This is a genomic window from Dactylosporangium sp. NPDC051541 (assembly GCF_044454505.1).
Classification (GTDB): domain Bacteria; phylum Actinomycetota; class Actinomycetes; order Mycobacteriales; family Micromonosporaceae; genus Dactylosporangium.
The window spans coordinates 76,462-93,782 of sequence record NZ_JBITDU010000026.1; the positions used below are offsets into that span (position 1 = coordinate 76,462).

A 17,321-nucleotide genomic window follows, 5' to 3' on the forward strand; every position below is an offset into this window, starting at 1 on the left:
CTGGCGACGTGATCGGCCCGTGGCTCGCCGGGCGGCGGTGTGATGGGTCCGGTGCCCTTCAGCGCGCCGGCGCCGGCATCACGCTGGCCACCGCCGGCATCAGTTGCGCCACCGTGGGCATCACGCTGCGCCACCGCCGCGCTCGGCGTCGTGCTGCTGACGTCCAGATAGGCCCGCGCACCATCGGCGGCACGGAAAGACGGTCACCCGTCCACGTCGAAGCGAACGATCACGATCTCGTCGCTCGCCTGCAGGTCCGGGTAGTAGTCGCGCAGGCCGGGCAGGACGGCGGCGGCGCTCGGGAAGCCGTCCTCCCGCGCCTCGTCGTCGGTGATGCCCGCGATGGGCTTGGCGACGGTGGAGATGATGCGTCCGGGCAGGGACACCTCGTCGTCGGCCTCGAACACCAGCAGCGCCGGCCCGACCTGCACGGGATCGTTGAAGCGCATCGTCACCCGCTTGCGGCCGGCGCGGACGGCGGGCAGGTGTGCGGTCCGGAACCGCAGCCGCTGCATCTGCTGGCGCTCCCACTGGTAGGTGTGCGGCAGGAGCCCGGCGATCGGCTCGATCCGGGTGCCCTCAACGGTCGGGACGATGACGTGGATGCCCGGGTGGTAGTCGGCGAGGACCTGGCGGTCGCGGCCGCACGGGGCGAGCACGCCTCGACCGGCGTCGCCGACGGCGACGATCAGCCGGGGGGCCCGGGCGCCGGCGGTGCGGGCCACCGCGAGGGCCACGAGTTCGGCGCAGGGGCCGCCGGTGAAGTGGTACAGGTTGAGGCTTACGTGGATGCGGCCGTGCTCGTCCAGGACGGCGGCCGCGACGGTGTGGATGTTGCCGTCGCCGCCGGCGCGCAGGGCCGCACGAGCGGCCGTGACCAGGTCGGTCTCGGCGGCGGCGAGGTCGGTTGCGGGCATGGTCATGCGCCGAGGACGAGCAGGTCGCTGTCCATCGTGATCGGCCCCGGGGTGTCGCCGGCCGCGACCGCGCGGTCCAGGGCCGCGAACCCCTGCTCGATCTCGTCGGCGGTCAGGTGCTCGAAGGTGGAGATGGCCCGCAGCCGCAGTCGCTGGGCGTAGGTGGCGAGGTCGGGGGCGGCCGTCTCGCGTATCCGGTCGAGGCCGAGCACCGTCAGGCCGGCCGCCTCGAACAGCTCGGTCACCTCCGTGAGCGTCGGAAACATCTGTTGCTCGACGCGCCGCGCACCGGGGATGAACCGATGCCACAGCAGGTCGGGCATGCGGTCGGAGAACGTGCTGCGGATGAAGACCCGCCCACCGGGCCGCAGCACGCGACGGATCTCCGCCACGGCGCGCCGGCGGTCGGTGCAGTGGTGGAACACGAGGAACATCAGCACGAGGTCGCAGGTCCGGTCGGGCAGCGGGATGACCTCCGCGCGGCCCGCCAGGTATTGGACGCCGGGATGCCGGGCGTCCTGCTCGGCGCGCTGCCGCATGCGCTCGGACGGCTCGACACCGTAGACCCGGCCGCCGAACGTCTCGGCCAGGATCGGCGTGAACCGGCCCGTGCCCGAACCCAGGTCCAGTGCGGTCGAAGGCTTCGACGCACCCGCCCACCTGGCGAATACTTCGGACCAGAGCCGCGCCGTCTCCGCGGGCAACGCCCGCCCGGCCGAATACACCGCATGTTGCCGGTCGTCGTAGTCGACGCGCTCCAACATTGCGACCATCCTCCGCGCGGGTGGCGAACCGGGCATTGCCGCACATAGTACCGGCGCCGATACCATCGGGGCCGTGCTGCTGGTGCTGTGCTTCGTGCCGTTCATCGCATTGACGCTCTGGGGCGTCTTGTCGCCGCGCTCGCAGTGGGAGCGGCTGCAGGCCTGGGCCCACCGCCGCCCCGAGGCCAACGAGCCCAGCGCCGCCGCCTTCACCGTCGCCCGGGTCGCCAACGGCGTCGTCCTGATCGCGCTGGTCGCGGGGGCCGTCGGCCTGGCCACACATGGCGGGACGTCCACCGCCGCGCCCGCACCTGTCACCACGCCCTCCGGCAACGCCGCGTCGAGCTCGTCCGGGACCCGGTCCGAGACCCGCGCGGCCTTCGACGCCGACGTGGCCGTGCTGCAAAGCTCCGTGAGTCAGGTGGCCGCGCCGCCGGCGAACGCCCACCCGGTGCCGATCCAGCGGTATCAGCCGGTCCCGGACGGCTGGCGGCCGCCGGCGTGGCTGCCGCCGTTCCAGACGCTGCCCGCCGGCACCGGCCTCGTCGTGTCGGTCGCTGCCGGCTCGGCGCCGTCGGCGGTGGTGGTCCAGGAGACGGCGGAGCGGGTCACCGTCAGCGTCTACAGCGGCTGCGGCACCTGCGCCACCGCCGCGCCCCGCCCTGGTCAACCGGTCGAGGTGTCGCTCGTCGCCGTCCGCCTGGACGGGCCGTTGGGCACCCGGCCGGTCATCGACGGCAGCACCGGCGCCGCCGTCTCCTGAACTCAGATCCGCGCCTTGCGCAGACCGTGATTGATGGCGAACGCCGCCACCAGCGTGATGGCGACGTCGACGATGACGGCGGTGTGGATGCCGCCCAGCACGTCCGACCGGGTCGCCGCCACCGCGCTCACCAGCGGAATGCCGACCGTGATCGCGACCTGCTGCGTCAACGTGCTCAGCCCGGTCGCGAGGCCCTGCTCCTCATCCGGCAGGCCGGACGTCGCCGTCACCGTGTAGGCGACGATCGCCGCGATGTGCCCGAAGAACCCGATGCTCAGCAGCACCACGAGCGGCACGTACATCGCCCGGTCGGCCCCGAGCGCGACCAGGCCCAGGAACGCCAGGCCCTGCACGGCCAGCCCGCCGACCAGCGTGAGGCGGCGCCCGAGCCGCCCGAGCAGCCGCCCGCCGAGCACGCCCGCGAGGACGGCCACGAGCCCGGGAACGGCGAACGCCAGCCCGGTCGCGAGGGCCGAGAACCCGAGCACCTCCTGCAGGTAGATGGTGCCGAGGAACACCACGGCGCTGCCCATCGCGAACACCACCAGGCCGCCGAGGTTGCCCCACCGCACGGTCGGCCGCCGCAGGATCCGCACCGGGGCCAGGGGCGAGACCGCCCGCCGTTCGATGAACCAGAACGCGGCCAGCAGCACGGCCGCGCCCGCGACGGCGAGTACGGACCCCTGGGTGATGCCGAACACGAGCAGCAACAACCCGAGCGTGACGGTGACGGCGCCGGGCAGGTCGAGTCGCGGCCGCTGCGGCGTGCGGGAAGCGTCCACCACAAATGGTGTGACACAAACAATGATCAGCGCCACGGGTACATTCAGCAGGAACGCCCACCGCCAGCCGAACACGTCGGCCAGGACCCCGCCGAGCAGTGCCCCGGTCGTGAAGCCGCTGGACAGCAGCGCGCCGTTGAGGCCGAGCGCCCGGTCGCGCCGCGGCCCCTCCGAGAACGAGGTGGTGAGCAACGACAACGCGGCCGGGGTGGCCATCGCGGCCGCGAAGCCCTGCAGCACGCGGGCGGTGAGCAGCGTCGGCTGGTTCTGCGCGAAGCCGCCGAGCAGTGAGGCGGCGACCAGCAGGGCCAGGCCGGTCAGGAACAGCCGCCGCCGGCCGAACAGGTCACCGATCCGGCCGAACAGCAGCGTGAACCCGGCCGCCGGCAGCGCGAACGCGGTCGCCACCCACTGCAGGTGCTCGAGGCTGAAGTGCAGCCCGGCGCCGATGGCGGGCAGTGCGACGTTGAGGATCGAGAAGTCGACGGCGAGCATGAACTGGGCGCCGAGCAGGACCAGCAGCGTCACCCGCTGGCGGGAGGACAGGCGCACCGGTGCGGCGTCGAGTGTTGCGGTCATGCGGCCCAGCCTCAAACGGACCGGGCCGTTGCAGAAAGCCCCGCGGCATTGGTACCACCAGCAGTGGCAGGCTATCGCCAGAGCGTCCGGTGATACTGGTAGGCGTGGACGGTCTCGGGGGATTCCTGCAGTCGCGGCGGGCCGTGCTCCGCCCCGAAGACGTCGGCCTGCTCTCCTACGGTGAGCGGCGGCGGGTGTCCGGCCTGCGCCGCGAGGAGCTTGCCCAGCTGGCCGGGGTCAGCGTCTCCTACTACATCCGCCTCGAGCAGGGCCAGAGCCAGAACGCCTCCGACGAGGTCCTGGCCGCCCTGGCCCGGGCCCTGCGGCTGTCCGAGACCGAGCGTGAGCACCTGTTCACCCTCGCCCGGCCCGGCTCGCCGGTCCCGCACCGGGAACGGCCCGACGTCGAGCACGTGCGGCCCGGCGTGCGGCAGCTCATCGGGGCCATGGACGACGTGCCGGCCGTGGTCCTGGGCCGCTTCGGCGACGTCCTGGCCTGGAACCGGATGGGGCACGCGTTCCTCGCCGGCCACGTCGACCCGGCCCGCGCCGACCAGCCTGGCAACCGGCCCAACAAGGTCCGGATGCTGTTCCTCGACGCCCACATGCGGGAGCTGTACGTCGACTGGCTCGACAAGGCCCGCGAGTCCGTCGCCTACCTGCGGATGCTCGTCGCCCGGCACGTCGAGGACCCGAAGCTGGCCGAGCTGATCGGGGACCTTTGCGTGCGCAGCACCGAGTTCGCGCGGCTGTGGGCCACCCACGAGGTCAGCGAGTGCGACCCGCACGTGCGCCGGTTCCGCCACCCGCTCGTCGGCCGGCTGACGCTCACGCAGGAGGTCATGCGCCCGGACGCGTCCGATCAGCTGTTCCTGACGTGGACGGCCGAGTCCGGCTCCCCGTCCGAGGCGGCGCTCAACCTGCTGTCGCGGGCCGCCCGCGGCATCTGAGGGCGTGGACGCGGCCGTCGCATTGATAGGCTTCGTTGATGCGGGACCAGCAGACGCTCCGGGACGTGCTGCCCGGGCAGTGGAGGGTGCTGGCGACGACGTTCCCGATGTGGCTCTCGGGCCGCCGCCGGCAACCGATGTTCCGCTACGGGCTCCTGGCCGCCGATCCGCTCACGGTGAGCGACCAAGTCACATACCGTACCCCCGGAAATGCCGTGAAAAAGATTGAAGGCGTTGACCGGTTCGATCCGCGGACCGGCGTGTTCACCTGGCGCGGGCGCGGTCTGCTCAAGGCGCTCAGCAGCCGGTGGCGGGTCGAACACCTCAGTGACGACCGGGACCTGATCGTGCTGTCGTTCGCGCGGTCGCTGGTCACGCCGGCCGGGCAGGACGTCATCGGGCGCGGTGACGGTGCGCGGCCGGACGCGCGGGAGCGGATTCCGGCCGGGATCGCCGACCCGGGGCTGCGGTGGCTGCCATGACCACGATGCTGCGACCGCCGCCCGCGGTGCCCGGCGTGCCGGTGCTCGGCAACGCGCTGCGGATGATGGGCGACGTCCAGCAGTTCTTCGTCGACAGCTACCGGGAGATGGGGCCGGTGTTCCGGGTCCGGGCCCTCAACCAGTCGTTCGTCATCATGGCCGGTGCGGCCGCCAACCGGTTCCTGCTCGAACGCGGCGAGGCGGTGTTCACCAGCGAGGAGAGCTTCGGCGGGCTCGACCGCGAGTTCGGGATGCGGGTCCACGTGCTGCGCGGCCGGCCGCACCGGGAGCTGCGGAAGATCCTGGCCGCCGGGCTCTCCCGGGACCTGCTCGCCGCCCGCTGGGACGCGATCACGGCCGAGAGCGAACGCATCCTCGACGGCTGGGCCGGGAAGCCGGCGATCGGGGCGGTCGACGCGTGTCAGCGGCTCGCGGCGGCGCAGCTGTCGATCGCCTACACCGGGGCCAGCTCGGCTGCCCGGTTCGAGACCCTCCGGTCGGCTTTCGAGCTGGTCCTCGACGTCACCATCGCCGGGAAATGGCCGGCGGCGACGCTGCGGTGGCCGGGCTACCGCCGGGCCCGGGCCGAGATCCACCGGTTCGCCCGCGCCGCGCTGGCCGAGCGGGCGGCGGCCGGTCCCGGTACGGCCCCGCCGGACCTGCTCGACCTGGCCCTGGCCGCCCCGTACCCGCCGGACGTGCAGGCGGGCATGGCGTTGCAGGGGTACTTCGCGGGCGTCAACACGGTCGCGTACCTCTACAGCTTCATGATCGACGTGCTGCTGCGCAACCCCGAGGTGCTGGCCCGGGTGACCGCCGAGGTGGACGCCGCCGGCCCGCTCACCTTCGAGCGGCTCCGCGACCTGCCGGCCCTGCACGGCCTGGTGATGGAGACGCTGCGGGTCTACCCGCCGGCCCCCGGGTCCGCGCGGACCGCCGTCGAGCCCTTCGACTTCGAAGGCTTCCACATCGAGGCCGGCCGGCGCGTCCTGGTCGCCACCTGCGTCACCCACCAACTGCCCGAGCACTTCCCGGACCCGCGGCGTTTCGACCTCGACCGCGACTTCACGGCCGGGCGCAGGGCCGCCGTCTACGCCCCGTTCTCCGTCGGCGGGCACACCTGCCTCGGCGCCGGCATGACCCAGGTCCTGGCCGTGGCGACGGTCGCGATGCTGCTCCGCCGGCTGCGGCTGGCCCCGGCCCGGCCGGGCCGCCCGCTGCGGATCACGGCCACACCCGGCCCGAACCCCGGCCGCCGGTTCCAAATCTCGGCCACCCCGCGACCCGCCTGAGCTCAACGGATGATGCCGTCCGGCCACCTGGCTGGATAGGTTGCCGCGGTGCAACGATTAGGCGCGGTGCTCCTGGCGATGCTCATCCTGGCCGCGGGGTGCGAGCGGTCGCCCGAGGCCGCGGCCCCGCCACCGGCCGAGCAGCGGCAGCCGCCGCCGCAGCTGGCCGCGTCGCGCATCCCCATGACGCACGGGCTGTCGATGATCGGCGTCGACGCCGGCGGCGGGCCCGTGCAGGCCGACGAGAGCACCGCCATGGGCCAGCCGGCATCATGGTCGCGCAACCTCGTCGTCACCGCGTCGCCGTCCTACCGGCACGCCCTCGCCCGCAAGAGCGGCAAAGCCGTCGTCGTCGGCCTCGACAGCGAGGTCAGCACCCTGGGCGAGGACATCGCCCCGACGGCCGCGAACACGAACCTCGCGTTCTCCCCGGACGAGCGCTGGCTCGCCTGGCCCGGGCGCGACGGGGTCGAGGTCGCCGAGCTCGTCGCCGGGCAGGCCCGCGGCCACGACGCGCCGTTCCCGGCCGCGGCCGGCCGGGCCGCCAAGTTCGCCGGCTGGACCGTCGACAACCGGCTCATCGTCGCCGGCGACAAGGCGCTCTACACGATGACCGTCGACGGCAAGGACACCAAGCAGGTCGCCGACGCGGTCCTGACCGGCGGCGACACCGGCGGCGGCCTGCAGTCCATCGCCCACTCCTACGTCCAGGTCAACCCGGTCACCGGCGAGCTCGCCTACACCGACAAGGACCCGGCCACCCGCCAGCCGCGGCTCGTCATCACCGACGCCTCGTTCCAGCCGAAACGGACGGTGCCGCGGCGGTCCCTGAGCAACTTCACCGCCGACGGCAAGTTCTACGCCGGGCAGGGCCTCGGCACCGCCGACGACGTCCGGCTGGTGTGCGCGTGGGAGTCGGGGGAGTGCCGCGAACTGCCGCAGTACACCCTGCTGAGCCCCTGGCCGAACGGCCTCCTGCCGATGCAGCCCGCCTCCGGCACCCAGCGGATCACCGCGCTGTTCGACCCGGCCACCGGCCGGCAGCAGCCCCCACCGGCCGCGTTCAAGGTCGTCGACACACCCCGCGAGGTCCTGCCGACCGGCCTCGTGCAGCTGCTGTCGAAAGTCGCGCCGACCGGCTGAAACACGAGTGGCCCGCACCGTGCGGTGCGGGCCACGAACGAAACCGGAGTCAGTCCTCGTCGCGGGGCGGGTCGGCCAGGGGCCAGCCGCCGGCCGCGAGGTGGGCCGAGACCCGCACGACGTCCTCGGGCGTGGCGTTCTGCAGCACCTCGTCCTTGATCATCGCCTCGATGTCCTCGGTGGTGATGACCTCGCCGGTGGTTGAGTGCTCGGCGAGCTCGCGGGCGATCTTGCGGACCTCGTCCTCGGTGAGCTTGCGGCGCAGGATGCCGAGCAGGGCCACGTAGTCCTGCTTGGGCACGCCGGTCGGGTAGCCGGCCCGGAGCCAGGCCACGGCGCGGACCATGAAGTTGGAGCGGGACTCGCCCATCGATTCCCCTAGTGCTTGTCGACGATCGTCGGGTAGATGTGCTCGAAGCTCAGCATCTTGCCGAAGCCGCTGGCGACGATGAAGGTGATGCCCAGCGCGACGCCGAGCAGCACCACGATGAAGCACACCCAGCCGAGGACGGTGCCGATCGGCTGCGCCTTGGCGGCCGTGCCGTCCTGGGAGACCTCGGCCGCGCCGCCCGCACCCCAGGCGAGGGAGCGCACGCCGAGCGCGAACAGGGTCGGCAGGCCGGCGCCCAGGAGCAGCCCGACGAGCAGGACCTTCCAGGCGGCCTGGAGCGCGAACTGCAGATTCTGCGACATCAGGCTGCCACCTCGGTCTTCGCCAGCTCGTCGCGCTGGTTGGGGTTCTCCCACTCGTCGTTGACGTTGTTGTGGTCGACCGGCTTCTTGCGCGAGTGCCAGTACATGTACCCGGCCAGCGCGACGAGAATCAGGAAGACCACGATGGCGCCGGCCAGGCCGCCGACGAGGTGGCCGACCCACCACATCACGGCGCCGACGACGGCGGCCGCGGGCAGGGTGATGAGCCAGGCCAGGACCATGCGGCCGGCCACGGACCAGCGGACCTGGGCGCCGGGCTTGCCGACGCCGGTGCCGAGGATCGAGCCGGTCGCCACGTGCGTCGTGGACAGGGCGAAGCCGAGGTGGCTGGAGACCAGGATGACCGCGGCCGAGGACGCCTCGGCGGCCATGCCCTGCGGCGGTGCGATCTCGACGAGGCCCTTGCCGAGCGTGCGGATGATCCGCCAGCCGCCGAGGTAGGTGCCCAGGGCGATGGCCAGGGCACACGCGGCCTTGACCCAGAACGGGATGTTCTTGGTGTCGGTCCAGTCGCCGGTCGCGATCAGCGCGAGGGTGATGACGCCCATCGTTTTTTGGGCGTCATTGGTACCGTGCGCGAGCGACACCAGCGACGCGGAGCCGATCTGGCCCCAGCGGAAGCCGTTGTCGGTGAACCGGGCGGCGACGCCGACGACGACCTTGTAGATCAGCCAGGTGCCGACGGCGGCGATGACGCCCGCGATGACCGGCGACATGATGGCCGGCAGCAGGACCTTCCCGACGAGGCCGTCGAGCTTGGTGCCGTTGCCGTTCCAGTTGACCCCGGCCCAGCCCAGGCCCGCGATCGACGCGCCGACGAGGCCGCCGAACAGCGCGTGCGAGGAGCTGGACGGCAGGCCCAGCAGCCAGGTCAACAGGTTCCAGACGATGCCGCCGACCAGGCCGGCCAGGACGATGAGGAGAAGTGCGGACCCGCCGCCCTCGAGCAGGGTCGCCTTCGGTGTGCCGTCGGAGTTCTGGATCTTGACCACCGCGTTGGTGACGGTGAGCGCGACCTCGACACTGAGGAAGGCGCCGACGAGATTCAGGATGCCCGAGAGCAGCACAGCGGTCTTCGGCCGCAGCGCTTTCGTCGCGATGGACGTGGCCATCGCGTTGGCGGTGTCGTGGAAGCCGTTGGTGAAGTCGAACCCGAGGGCGGTGACGATCACCAGAACGAGCACCACGGTTGTTTCTGTCACGCATTGATCGTCGCGCCGTTTCGCAGGTCACGACAGTGCTGAAGGGCCCTGTGGCAAGGGTTCGGCTGCCGTCCATCTGTCGTTAACCCGGGCGTGGGCTACAGGGCGGCCTCGATCTTCGGGAGGCTGCTGCGGGCCACCGCGGCCGCGCCGGTCTGGAACTGCTGCTGATCCTGCGCGGTGAAGGGGGAGTTGTCGGAGCGGATCGCCCGGAACGTCACCTCGAGCGACAGGTTGGCGTCCTGGACGATGACCCGCAGGTCGTAGACGCTGCTCTGGGCCTGCGGCCGGGCGATCAGCATGGCGTCGTCGCCGAGGCCGGCCAGCTTCTGCTGCAGCGTGCCGACGGCCGGGCTGGCCGTGAGGTACCGCTGATAGCCGGCGGCGTCGTGGGCGTCGTCCCACATCGTCACGAAACTGAAGACACTGTACTTCGTGCTCCGCTCGCCGGCCGCCTTGTCCTTCTCGGCGAGGTCCAGGGAGCAGCTGGCCGTGGCCGTGTCGCCGGTCGACTTCGGCTCCGTCTCCTCCTGCTGCGAGTCGGCGACCACCGCGTGGGTCGCGGTGTAGGCGCTGACGTCGATGAACCGGCACAGGTGCTCCGGGATCTTCTGCTGGTCGAACGAGGGCGGCCGCCGCGTCGGCGTGGCGGTGGCGCTCGCGGTCGCGCCGGGCGCGGCGGTGCCGCCGGGGCTGCGGTCCCGCGTCACCAGGAGCACGATCCCGGTCGCGGCGAGGACGGCGAAGAGGGCCACCCCCGCCCAGGCCCCCCACTGCCGGGCCGGGCGGGCCGCAGCGGGCGCCGGGGCCGCGGCCGCGGCCGGGATCGGCCGGGCCGGCGGCGCGGGGTCGAGGCTCAGGTGCGCGGCGCCGTCGGCCACCACCAGCTCGGGGTTCTCGAGCACGATCGGGGCCGCGCCGAGCGCGGTGTGCAACAGTGTCGCGACCAGCGGGATCCGGCTTCCGCCGCCGATCGGGAACACCGTCACCGGCTGCCCGCCGACCAGCCGCTGGGCCCGTTCCACGGTCGGCTCCAGGATCGGCCGGGCCAGCCGCTCCAGCTCCTCCCGGCCCAGCGGCACGTCCAGGCCCAGGTCCGGCAGGTGCACGATCGTCGACGAAGCCCGGGAGAGCATCTCCTTGGCCGAGCGCACCTCGTTCCAGAGAGCGCGGGTCGGCCGCAGCTCGGCGTGCAGCCCCTGCAGATGCGCGACGACAGCCGCGTCGATGTCGAGGCCGCCGACGTTGTCCAGGCCGTCGGAGGCGACGGTGGTGTAGCCGCCGTGGGTGCGGCGCAGCAGGGTCAGGTCGCAGGTGCCGGCGCCGAGGTCGTACACCAGCAGCAGGCCGCCGTCGGGGACCGGGGTCGCGAACGCGGCGGCCGCGGCGATCGGCTCCGGGACGGTGTCCACCTGCCGGAGTCCGGCCGCGGCGGCCGCGGCGGAGAGGGCCCAGCGGCGCCGGGGACCCCAGCCGACGGGGTGCGTCAGGGTCACCGGGGGCACGGCCCCGGCCACCCGGGCGGCCTCGGCCGCGACCCGCCGCAGGGTCGCCGTCAGCAGCGTCCCGACGGGGATCTCGGCCCCGCCGAGCAGGACGCCGGTGTCGTCGATGCGCCGCTTCGGGTTGGGCTCGAACCGCTCGGGCGCGGCGTGCGCGAGGTGCTCGGCGTCGCGCCCGGTGTGCAGCAAACCGTCGGTGCCGAACAGGACGGCCGAGGACAGCAGCGGTGACCCGTCGAACAGCAGCGGCAGCACCCGCCCGTCCGGCCCCCGCAGCATGGCGACCGTTGTCGATGTCCCGAGGTCCACGCCCAGCCGATATTCCCCCATGGACTCAAAACCATAGGCGATCCGGTGCGGTACAAATAGGCATGACGTACACCCCGGGGGAGACGGCCGAGCGGAGCGGGTTCTCGCTCGACACGCTGCGGTACTACGAGCGGATCGGGCTGCTCGACAGTGTCGAGCGCAACGCGGGCGGGCAGCGCGTGTTCAACGACGACGATCTGGCCTGGCTCGGCATCCTGCGGTGCCTGCGGGACACCGGCATGCCGATCGCCATGATGCTGCGCTACGCCGAGCTCGCGCGGGGTGGTGAGGCCACCTTCCGGGAGCGGGCGGAGCTGCTCGAGGAGCACGACCGGGAGATCGAGTCCAAGATCGCGGCGCTGCGCGACGAGCAGGTGCGAATCCGGGAGAAGATCGAGTGGTACCGGGCGAACGTTCACATCGCGGCGAGTGTCGATGTGGGCTGGGCGTAATTCTGGACGCGATCTCGGTGTGACACGCGTGTAACGCTTCGTTTGTACCGTCGGCGCGTGATGCAGACCCGCACGGTCTGTTCCTACTGCGGGGTCGGCTGCGGCATGGTCCTCGACGTGGCGACGGACCCCGACGGCCGCCGCCGCGTGCTCAAGGTGCTCGGCGACAAGGAGCACCCGGCCAACGCCGGCCGCCTGTGCACCAAGGGCGCGACAAGCGCGGAGATGCTCGCCGGCCCGGGCCGCCTGGAAACCGCCCAGGTGCGGACAAATCGCAGCGAAGACCGACAAGCGACAAGCGTCGACGAGGCGATCGAGTACACCGCGCACAAGCTCAAAGCCATCATCGACGAGCACGGCCCGGACGCGGTCGCCATCTACGTGTCCGGGCAGATGACGCTCGAGGCGCAGTACCTGGCGAACAAGCTGGCCAAGGGCTTCATCCGGACCAACCAGATCGAGTCCAACTCCCGGCTGTGCATGGCCAGCGCCGGCAGTGGCTACAAGCTCTCCCTCGGCGCCGACGGCCCGCCCGGCTCCTACGACGACTTCGACCGCGCCGACCTGTTCTTCGTCATCGGCTCCAACATGGCCGACTGCCACCCGATCCTGCACCTGCGCATGCTCGACCGGATCAAGGCCGGCGCGAAGCTCATCGTCGCCGACCCGCGCCGCACCGCCACCGCCGACAAGGCCGACCTGTTCCTGCCCGTCCGCCCTGGCACCGACCTGGCCCTGCTCAACGGCATCCTGCACCTGCTGGTCGCGGGCGGCCACATCGACGAGGCGTTCATCGCCGCGCACACCGAGGGCTGGGACGCGATGCCGGCGTTCCTGGCCGACTACACCCCGGAGCGGGTCGCGGCCATCACCGGGCTGTCCACCGCCGACATCGCGAAGGCCGCCGAGCTCATCGCGGCCGCCGGCGAGTGGATGAGCTGCTGGACGATGGGCCTCAACCAGAGCACCCACGGCACCTGGAACACCAATGCGCTGATCAACCTGCACCTGGCCACCGGCGCGATCGGCCGGCCCGGCAGCGGCCCGTTCTCGCTCACCGGCCAGCCCAACGCGATGGGCGGCCGCGAGATGGGCTACATGGGCCCGGGCCTGCCGGGGCAGCGCTCGGTGCTGGTCGACGCGGATCGTGCGTTCGTCGAACGAGCGTGGGGACTTCCCGGGGGTACCGTCAGCAAGGCGGTCGGCAAAGGAACGGTCGAACTGTTTCAGCGTATGGCCGCCGGCGACGTCAAGGCCTGCTGGATCATCTGCACCAACCCGGTCGCGTCCGTCGGCAACCGCCGGACCGTGATCGAGGGCCTCGAACGGGCCGAGCTCGTCATCACCCAGGACGCCTACGCCGAGACGGAGACGAACCGGTACGCCGACGTCGTCCTGCCCGCCGCGATGTGGTCCGAGATCGACGGCGTGATGATCAACTCCGAGCGCAACCTGACCCTGGTCAGTGCCGTCGCCGACCCGCCCGGCCAGGCCCTCGCGGACTGGGAGCTGATCGCCCGGGTCGCGGTCGCGATGGGCTACGGCGACGCGTTCCGCTACGACTCGGCCGAGGACGTGTTCGCCGAGATCCGCGGCTTTCACAACCCGCAGACCGGCTACGACCTGCGCGGCGTCAGCTACGAGCGGCTCCGCGGCGGTTCGGTGCAGTGGCCGGCCGCACCGGACAGTGACCGGCGCAACCCGATCCGTTACCGCAACGGCGGCGGGTCCGGGTTCACGTTCGCCACCGCGAGCGGCCGGGCCGTGTTCTTCCCCCGCCCGCACCTCGACCCGGCCGAGTTGCCCGACGACGACTATCCGTTCGTGCTCAACACCGGCCGCGTGCAGCACCAGTGGCACACGCTCACCAAGACCGGCCGGGTGGGCAAGCTCAACAAGCTCAACCCCGGCCCGTTCGTCGAGGTCAACCCGGCCGACGCCGCGCGGCTCGGGATCGCCGGCGGCGACCGCGTGGAACTCGCCTCGCGCCGGGGCCGGGCGGTGCTGCCGGCGACCGTCACGGACCGGGTGATGCCGGGGCACTGCTTCGCGCCGTTCCACTGGAACGACGTGTTCGGCGCCGACCTCGCCGTCAACGCGGTCACCTCCGACGCCGTCGACCCGATCTCGTTCCAGCCCGAGCTGAAGGTGTGCGCGGTCGCGCTGACCCGCGTCGAGTCCACTGTGGAGTCGAGTGGGTCGACTGTGGACGCGCCGGGGCTCGACCTCGCCGCGCCACGACTGTCCGATGTGGAGCGGATGTATCTGGCCGGGCTGATCGCCGCGCTGGCCGCCAACCCGCCCGGGCCCGGGTTCGTGCCGACGCTGCCCGCGGGTGCGCCGTTCGACGAGGTCAAGGGGGCCTGGGTCAACGGGTACCTGGCCGGCACCTACCACCGGCCGGGTGCTGCGGCGGTTGGTCAGAGCTCAGTGCGTACCATCGAAATCCTTTGGGCGTCGCAGACCGGCAATGCCGAAGAACTCGCCGCGCACGTGAGCCGGCGGCTGACCGGCGAGGGGTGGCGGGCCAATCTCCGGGGGATGACCGCGGCCGCGGGGGAGCTGCTGCACGGTGGCAACGATCTCCTGGTCATCACCAGCACGTTCGGGGACGGGGACGCGCCCGACAACGGGGCCGCGTTCTGGGACTCGCTGCAGGCCGACGCGCCGCGGCTCGACGGGCGCCGATACGCGGTGCTCGCGCTGGGCGACTCCAGCTACGCCGACTTCTGCGGCCACGGCCGCCGCCTCGACGCCCGCCTCACCGAGCTCGGCGGCCAGCGGCTCACCGACCGGGTCGACCTGGAGCCCGGCGACTTCGAAACCGCCGCCGACGGCTGGCTCGACACCGTCCTGCAGGCCCTGCGCACCTCGGCCGCGAAAGGTCCGGCGCTGCGCAAGGCCGGCCGCGGCGAGGTCGTCACCGCCACCCTGCACGGCAACCGGTGGCTCAGCCGGCCCGGCTCCGCGAAAGAGGTTCGCGAATTCATCTTCGACGTCGGCCCGGACTTCGGCTACGCGGCCGGCGACGCCATCGGCGTGTGGCCCGTCAACGACGCCGACCTCGTCGACGAGTGGCTCGCCGTCACCGGCCTCGACCCGCTGGCCACGGTCGACGTCGGCGGCGAGATCGAGCTGCGCGAGGCGCTGCGGCACCGCCTCGACATCACCCGGATCACGCCCGACCTCATGCGCTTCATCGGCGACCGCAGCGCCGACCCGGCCATGCGAACCCTGCTGCGCCCCGACAACCAGGGTGAGCTGGCGAAGTACAGCTGGGGCCGCCAGGCCGTCGACATCGTCGCCGAACACGCGGTCAAGGCGACGCCGCAGGAGTGGATCGGCGTGCTGAAGCGGTTGCAGCCGCGGCAGTACTCGATCTCGTCCTCGCCGCTGCTGTCGCCGACCCGGGTCGCCACCACGGTTTCGGTCGTTCGTTTCGGTATTCGTAAAGGGGTCTGCTCGACATTCCTGGCCGACGCCCCGGCCGACGCCGACGTGCGCGTGTTCCTGCAGCGCTCCCCGCACTTCCGCCCGCCCGCCGACGACGCCGCCCCGATCATCATGATCGGCCCCGGCACCGGCGTGGCCCCGTTCCTGGCCTTCCTGCAGGAGCGCCGGGCCCGCGGCGCCCGCGGCCGCAACTGGCTGTTCTTCGGCGAACAGCGCCGCGCCACCGACTTCTACTACGAGCAGGACCTGGCCGCCTTGTCCGAAGACGGCATCCTGACCCGCCTGGACGTGGCGTTCTCCCGCGACCAGCGAACCAAGGTGTACGTCCAGGACCGCATGCGCGAACACGGCGCACAACTGTGGGCCTGGCTGCAGGACGGCGCATACGTATATGTCTGCGGCGACGCCACCCGCATGGCGAAAGACGTCGACGTGACCCTCCGCGAGATAGCCGCCGCCCACGGCAACCTCGACGGCGCCGCGTACGTCAAACAACTGACCGCCGAGAAGCGCTACCTACGCGACGTGTACTGACCGCTACCGCCGTGCCTATGCTCGCCCTCGGCCCTGCCGGCCTGACCCCCTCGCCACTACCTCAGCAGCCGCAGCGACCGCTCGCGGACTTCCGTGTAGCGTTCGTGCACCTGCGCAGTGGCGGCGGCGGGCAGGTCCTCGGCCGTGAGCGGCCACTGTGGCGGCTCGGCGCCGCCGGACAGGGCCCAGGCCGCCTGGCGGGCCGCGCCGCGCGCGACGTACTCGGCGGGGCTCGGCACGCTCACCGGCGCGGCGAACAGCGCCGGTGCGATCGCCCGGACCGCGCGGGACTTGGCCGCGCCGCCGATCAGCAGCACCCGGTCGACCGGGGTGCCCTGGGCGCGCAGCGCGTCGAGCGCGTCGGCGAGGCCGCCGAGCATGCCCTCCACCGCCGCCCGCGCCAGGTTCGCCGGCGACGCGTTTGCCCGGGTCAGCCCGGCGAGCAGGCCGCGGGCGCCGGGGAGGTTGGGGGTGCGCTCCCCGTCCAGGTACGGCAGGAGCGTCAACCCGCCCGCGCCCGGCCGCGCCGAGAGCGCCAGCTCGTCGAACTCGGTCGGCGACCGGCCCAGCAGGTGGGCGACGGTGCCCAGCACCCGGGCCGCGTTGAGCGTGCACACCAGCGGCAGGAACCGGCCGGTCGCGTCGGCGTAGCCGGCCACCAGCCCGCTCGCGTCGGCGGGCGGAGTCTCGCTCAGCCCGAACGCGCAGCCTGAGGTGCCCAGCGACACCACCACGTCGCCGGGGCGCAGACCGACGCCGAGCGCCGCGGCCATGGTGTCACCGGTGCCGGCGGCGAGCACCGCGCCGGAGGCGGTCTCGCCGACCGTCTCGGCCGGCCCGGCGACCCGGGGCAGCGCCAGGTCCCGGCCGAACGCGAGCCGCACCAGGTCCCGGCGGTACGCTCCGGCCGCCGGCGACCAGTATCCGGTGCCGGAGGCGTCGCCGCGATCGGTCGTCACCTCGCCCGGGTCCGCGCGCAGCCGGTGGGTGAGCCAGTCGTGCGGCAGCAGCACCGTGGTGGTCCGGGCCGCCGGCTCCGGCTCGGCGCGGGCGAACCAGCGCAGCTTGGTGACCGTGAAGCTGGCCACCGGCACCAGCCCGACCGCGTCGGCCCAGGCTTGCGGGCCGCCGAACTCGGCGGTGAGGTCGGCCGCGGCGCGGGCCGAGCGGATGTCGTTCCAGAGCACGGCGGGGCGCACCACGGCGCCGGCCTCGTCGAGACAGATCATGCCCTGCTGCTGCCCGCCGACGCCGATGGCCGCGACACCGTCCAGCAGGCCGGCGCTGGCCCGCTCGTATGCGGCCCACCACCGGCGCGGATCGACCTCGGTGCCGTCGGGGTGCGGCGCGCGGCCCTCGCGGAGCACGTGGCCGGTGTCCGCGTCGCACACCACGACCTTCGTCGACTGCGTCGAGGAGTCGACCCCCGCCACCAGCGTCATCGCCCGACTGTACGCATCCTCGACCGGTTAGTTCAAGTTCC

The 17,321-nt window shown here is 72.6% G+C and carries 15 protein-coding genes; 7 read left to right on the forward strand and 8 right to left on the reverse strand.

What is annotated here, in order from left to right; all coding sequences use genetic code 11:
- Positions 1 to 203: 203 nt before the first annotated feature.
- Together ACIA8L_RS53015 and ACIA8L_RS53020 are read right to left on the reverse strand one after the other, a co-directional pair.
- Positions 204 to 923 (reverse strand): ASCH domain-containing protein, encoded by a 720-nt coding sequence (locus ACIA8L_RS53015; protein ID WP_395917391.1) that lies wholly within the window; start codon positions 921 to 923, stop codon positions 204 to 206.
- The gene (locus ACIA8L_RS53020; protein ID WP_395917393.1) at positions 920 to 1,681 is read right to left on the reverse strand and encodes a class I SAM-dependent methyltransferase; all 762 of its coding nucleotides are present in this window, start codon (positions 1,679 to 1,681) and stop codon (positions 920 to 922) included. Before ACIA8L_RS53020 ends, ACIA8L_RS53015 begins: the two co-directional genes overlap by 4 nt.
- Positions 1,682 to 1,754: 73 nt before the next feature.
- Between ACIA8L_RS53020 and ACIA8L_RS53025 the strand changes: the two genes are divergently transcribed.
- The gene (locus ACIA8L_RS53025; RefSeq protein ID WP_395917395.1) at positions 1,755 to 2,444 is read left to right on the forward strand and encodes a hypothetical protein; all 690 of its coding nucleotides are present in this window, start codon (positions 1,755 to 1,757) and stop codon (positions 2,442 to 2,444) included.
- Positions 2,445 to 2,446: 2 nt separating this feature from the next.
- Here ACIA8L_RS53025 and ACIA8L_RS53030 read toward each other — a convergent pair whose 3' ends face one another.
- Positions 2,447 to 3,805 (reverse strand): MFS transporter, encoded by a 1,359-nt coding sequence (locus ACIA8L_RS53030; protein ID WP_395917397.1) that lies wholly within the window; start codon positions 3,803 to 3,805, stop codon positions 2,447 to 2,449.
- 104 nt (positions 3,806 to 3,909) lie between these two features.
- On the opposite strand from ACIA8L_RS53030, the gene ACIA8L_RS53035 reads away from it, so the two are divergent.
- Genes ACIA8L_RS53035 through ACIA8L_RS53050 form a run of 4 tightly spaced genes read left to right on the forward strand, consistent with a single transcriptional unit; the run spans position 3,910 to position 7,672 of the window.
- Positions 3,910 to 4,755: a helix-turn-helix domain-containing protein gene (locus ACIA8L_RS53035; protein ID WP_395917399.1), complete on the forward strand. Its 846-nt coding sequence runs from the start codon at positions 3,910 to 3,912 to the stop codon at positions 4,753 to 4,755.
- Between the two features lie 38 nt (positions 4,756 to 4,793).
- Positions 4,794 to 5,237 (forward strand): hypothetical protein, encoded by a 444-nt coding sequence (locus tag ACIA8L_RS53040; protein WP_395917400.1) that lies wholly within the window; start codon positions 4,794 to 4,796, stop codon positions 5,235 to 5,237.
- Entirely contained in the window at positions 5,234 to 6,529 is a 1,296-nt protein-coding gene (locus ACIA8L_RS53045; RefSeq protein ID WP_395917402.1) for a cytochrome P450, read from the forward strand. Before ACIA8L_RS53040 ends, ACIA8L_RS53045 begins: the two co-directional genes overlap by 4 nt.
- Before the next feature lie 48 nt (positions 6,530 to 6,577).
- Positions 6,578 to 7,672 carry a hypothetical protein gene (locus tag ACIA8L_RS53050; RefSeq protein WP_395917403.1) on the forward strand — a complete coding sequence of 365 codons (1,095 nt, stop codon included), beginning with the start codon at positions 6,578 to 6,580 and terminating at the stop codon, positions 7,670 to 7,672.
- Between the two features lie 49 nt (positions 7,673 to 7,721).
- Here the strand turns inward: ACIA8L_RS53050 and ACIA8L_RS53055 are convergent, their stop codons facing one another.
- The 4 genes from ACIA8L_RS53055 to ACIA8L_RS53070 all read right to left on the reverse strand — a co-directional run bounded on the left by ACIA8L_RS53055 (position 7,722) and on the right by ACIA8L_RS53070 (position 11,420).
- Positions 7,722 to 8,042: a DUF3349 domain-containing protein gene (locus ACIA8L_RS53055; protein ID WP_395917404.1), complete on the reverse strand. Its 321-nt coding sequence runs from the start codon at positions 8,040 to 8,042 to the stop codon at positions 7,722 to 7,724.
- 8 nt (positions 8,043 to 8,050) lie between these two features.
- On the reverse strand, positions 8,051 to 8,365 hold the full coding sequence (locus ACIA8L_RS53060) for a hypothetical protein (RefSeq protein ID WP_395917405.1): 315 nt from the start codon (positions 8,363 to 8,365) through the stop codon (positions 8,051 to 8,053).
- A complete protein-coding gene (locus tag ACIA8L_RS53065; RefSeq protein ID WP_395917407.1) occupies positions 8,365 to 9,588 on the reverse strand; it encodes an anion permease in 1,224 nt (407 codons plus the stop codon). The genes ACIA8L_RS53060 and ACIA8L_RS53065 overlap by 1 nt, the downstream gene beginning before the upstream one ends.
- Before the next feature lie 98 nt (positions 9,589 to 9,686).
- The gene (locus ACIA8L_RS53070) at positions 9,687 to 11,420 is read right to left on the reverse strand and encodes an Hsp70 family protein (RefSeq protein WP_395917409.1); all 1,734 of its coding nucleotides are present in this window, start codon (positions 11,418 to 11,420) and stop codon (positions 9,687 to 9,689) included.
- Positions 11,421 to 11,461: 41 nt separating this feature from the next.
- Here ACIA8L_RS53070 and ACIA8L_RS53075 point away from each other — a divergent pair, with 41 nt between their 5' ends.
- A complete protein-coding gene (locus ACIA8L_RS53075; protein WP_395917411.1) occupies positions 11,462 to 11,851 on the forward strand; it encodes a MerR family transcriptional regulator in 390 nt (129 codons plus the stop codon).
- Between the two features lie 60 nt (positions 11,852 to 11,911).
- The gene (locus ACIA8L_RS53080; protein ID WP_395917452.1) at positions 11,912 to 15,838 is read left to right on the forward strand and encodes a molybdopterin-dependent oxidoreductase; all 3,927 of its coding nucleotides are present in this window, start codon (positions 11,912 to 11,914) and stop codon (positions 15,836 to 15,838) included.
- A gap of 56 nt (positions 15,839 to 15,894) precedes the next feature.
- Here ACIA8L_RS53080 and xylB read toward each other — a convergent pair whose 3' ends face one another.
- Positions 15,895 to 17,280: a xylulokinase gene (gene xylB, locus ACIA8L_RS53085; RefSeq protein ID WP_395917412.1), complete on the reverse strand. Its 1,386-nt coding sequence runs from the start codon at positions 17,278 to 17,280 to the stop codon at positions 15,895 to 15,897.
- Positions 17,281 to 17,321 lie beyond the last annotated feature (41 nt).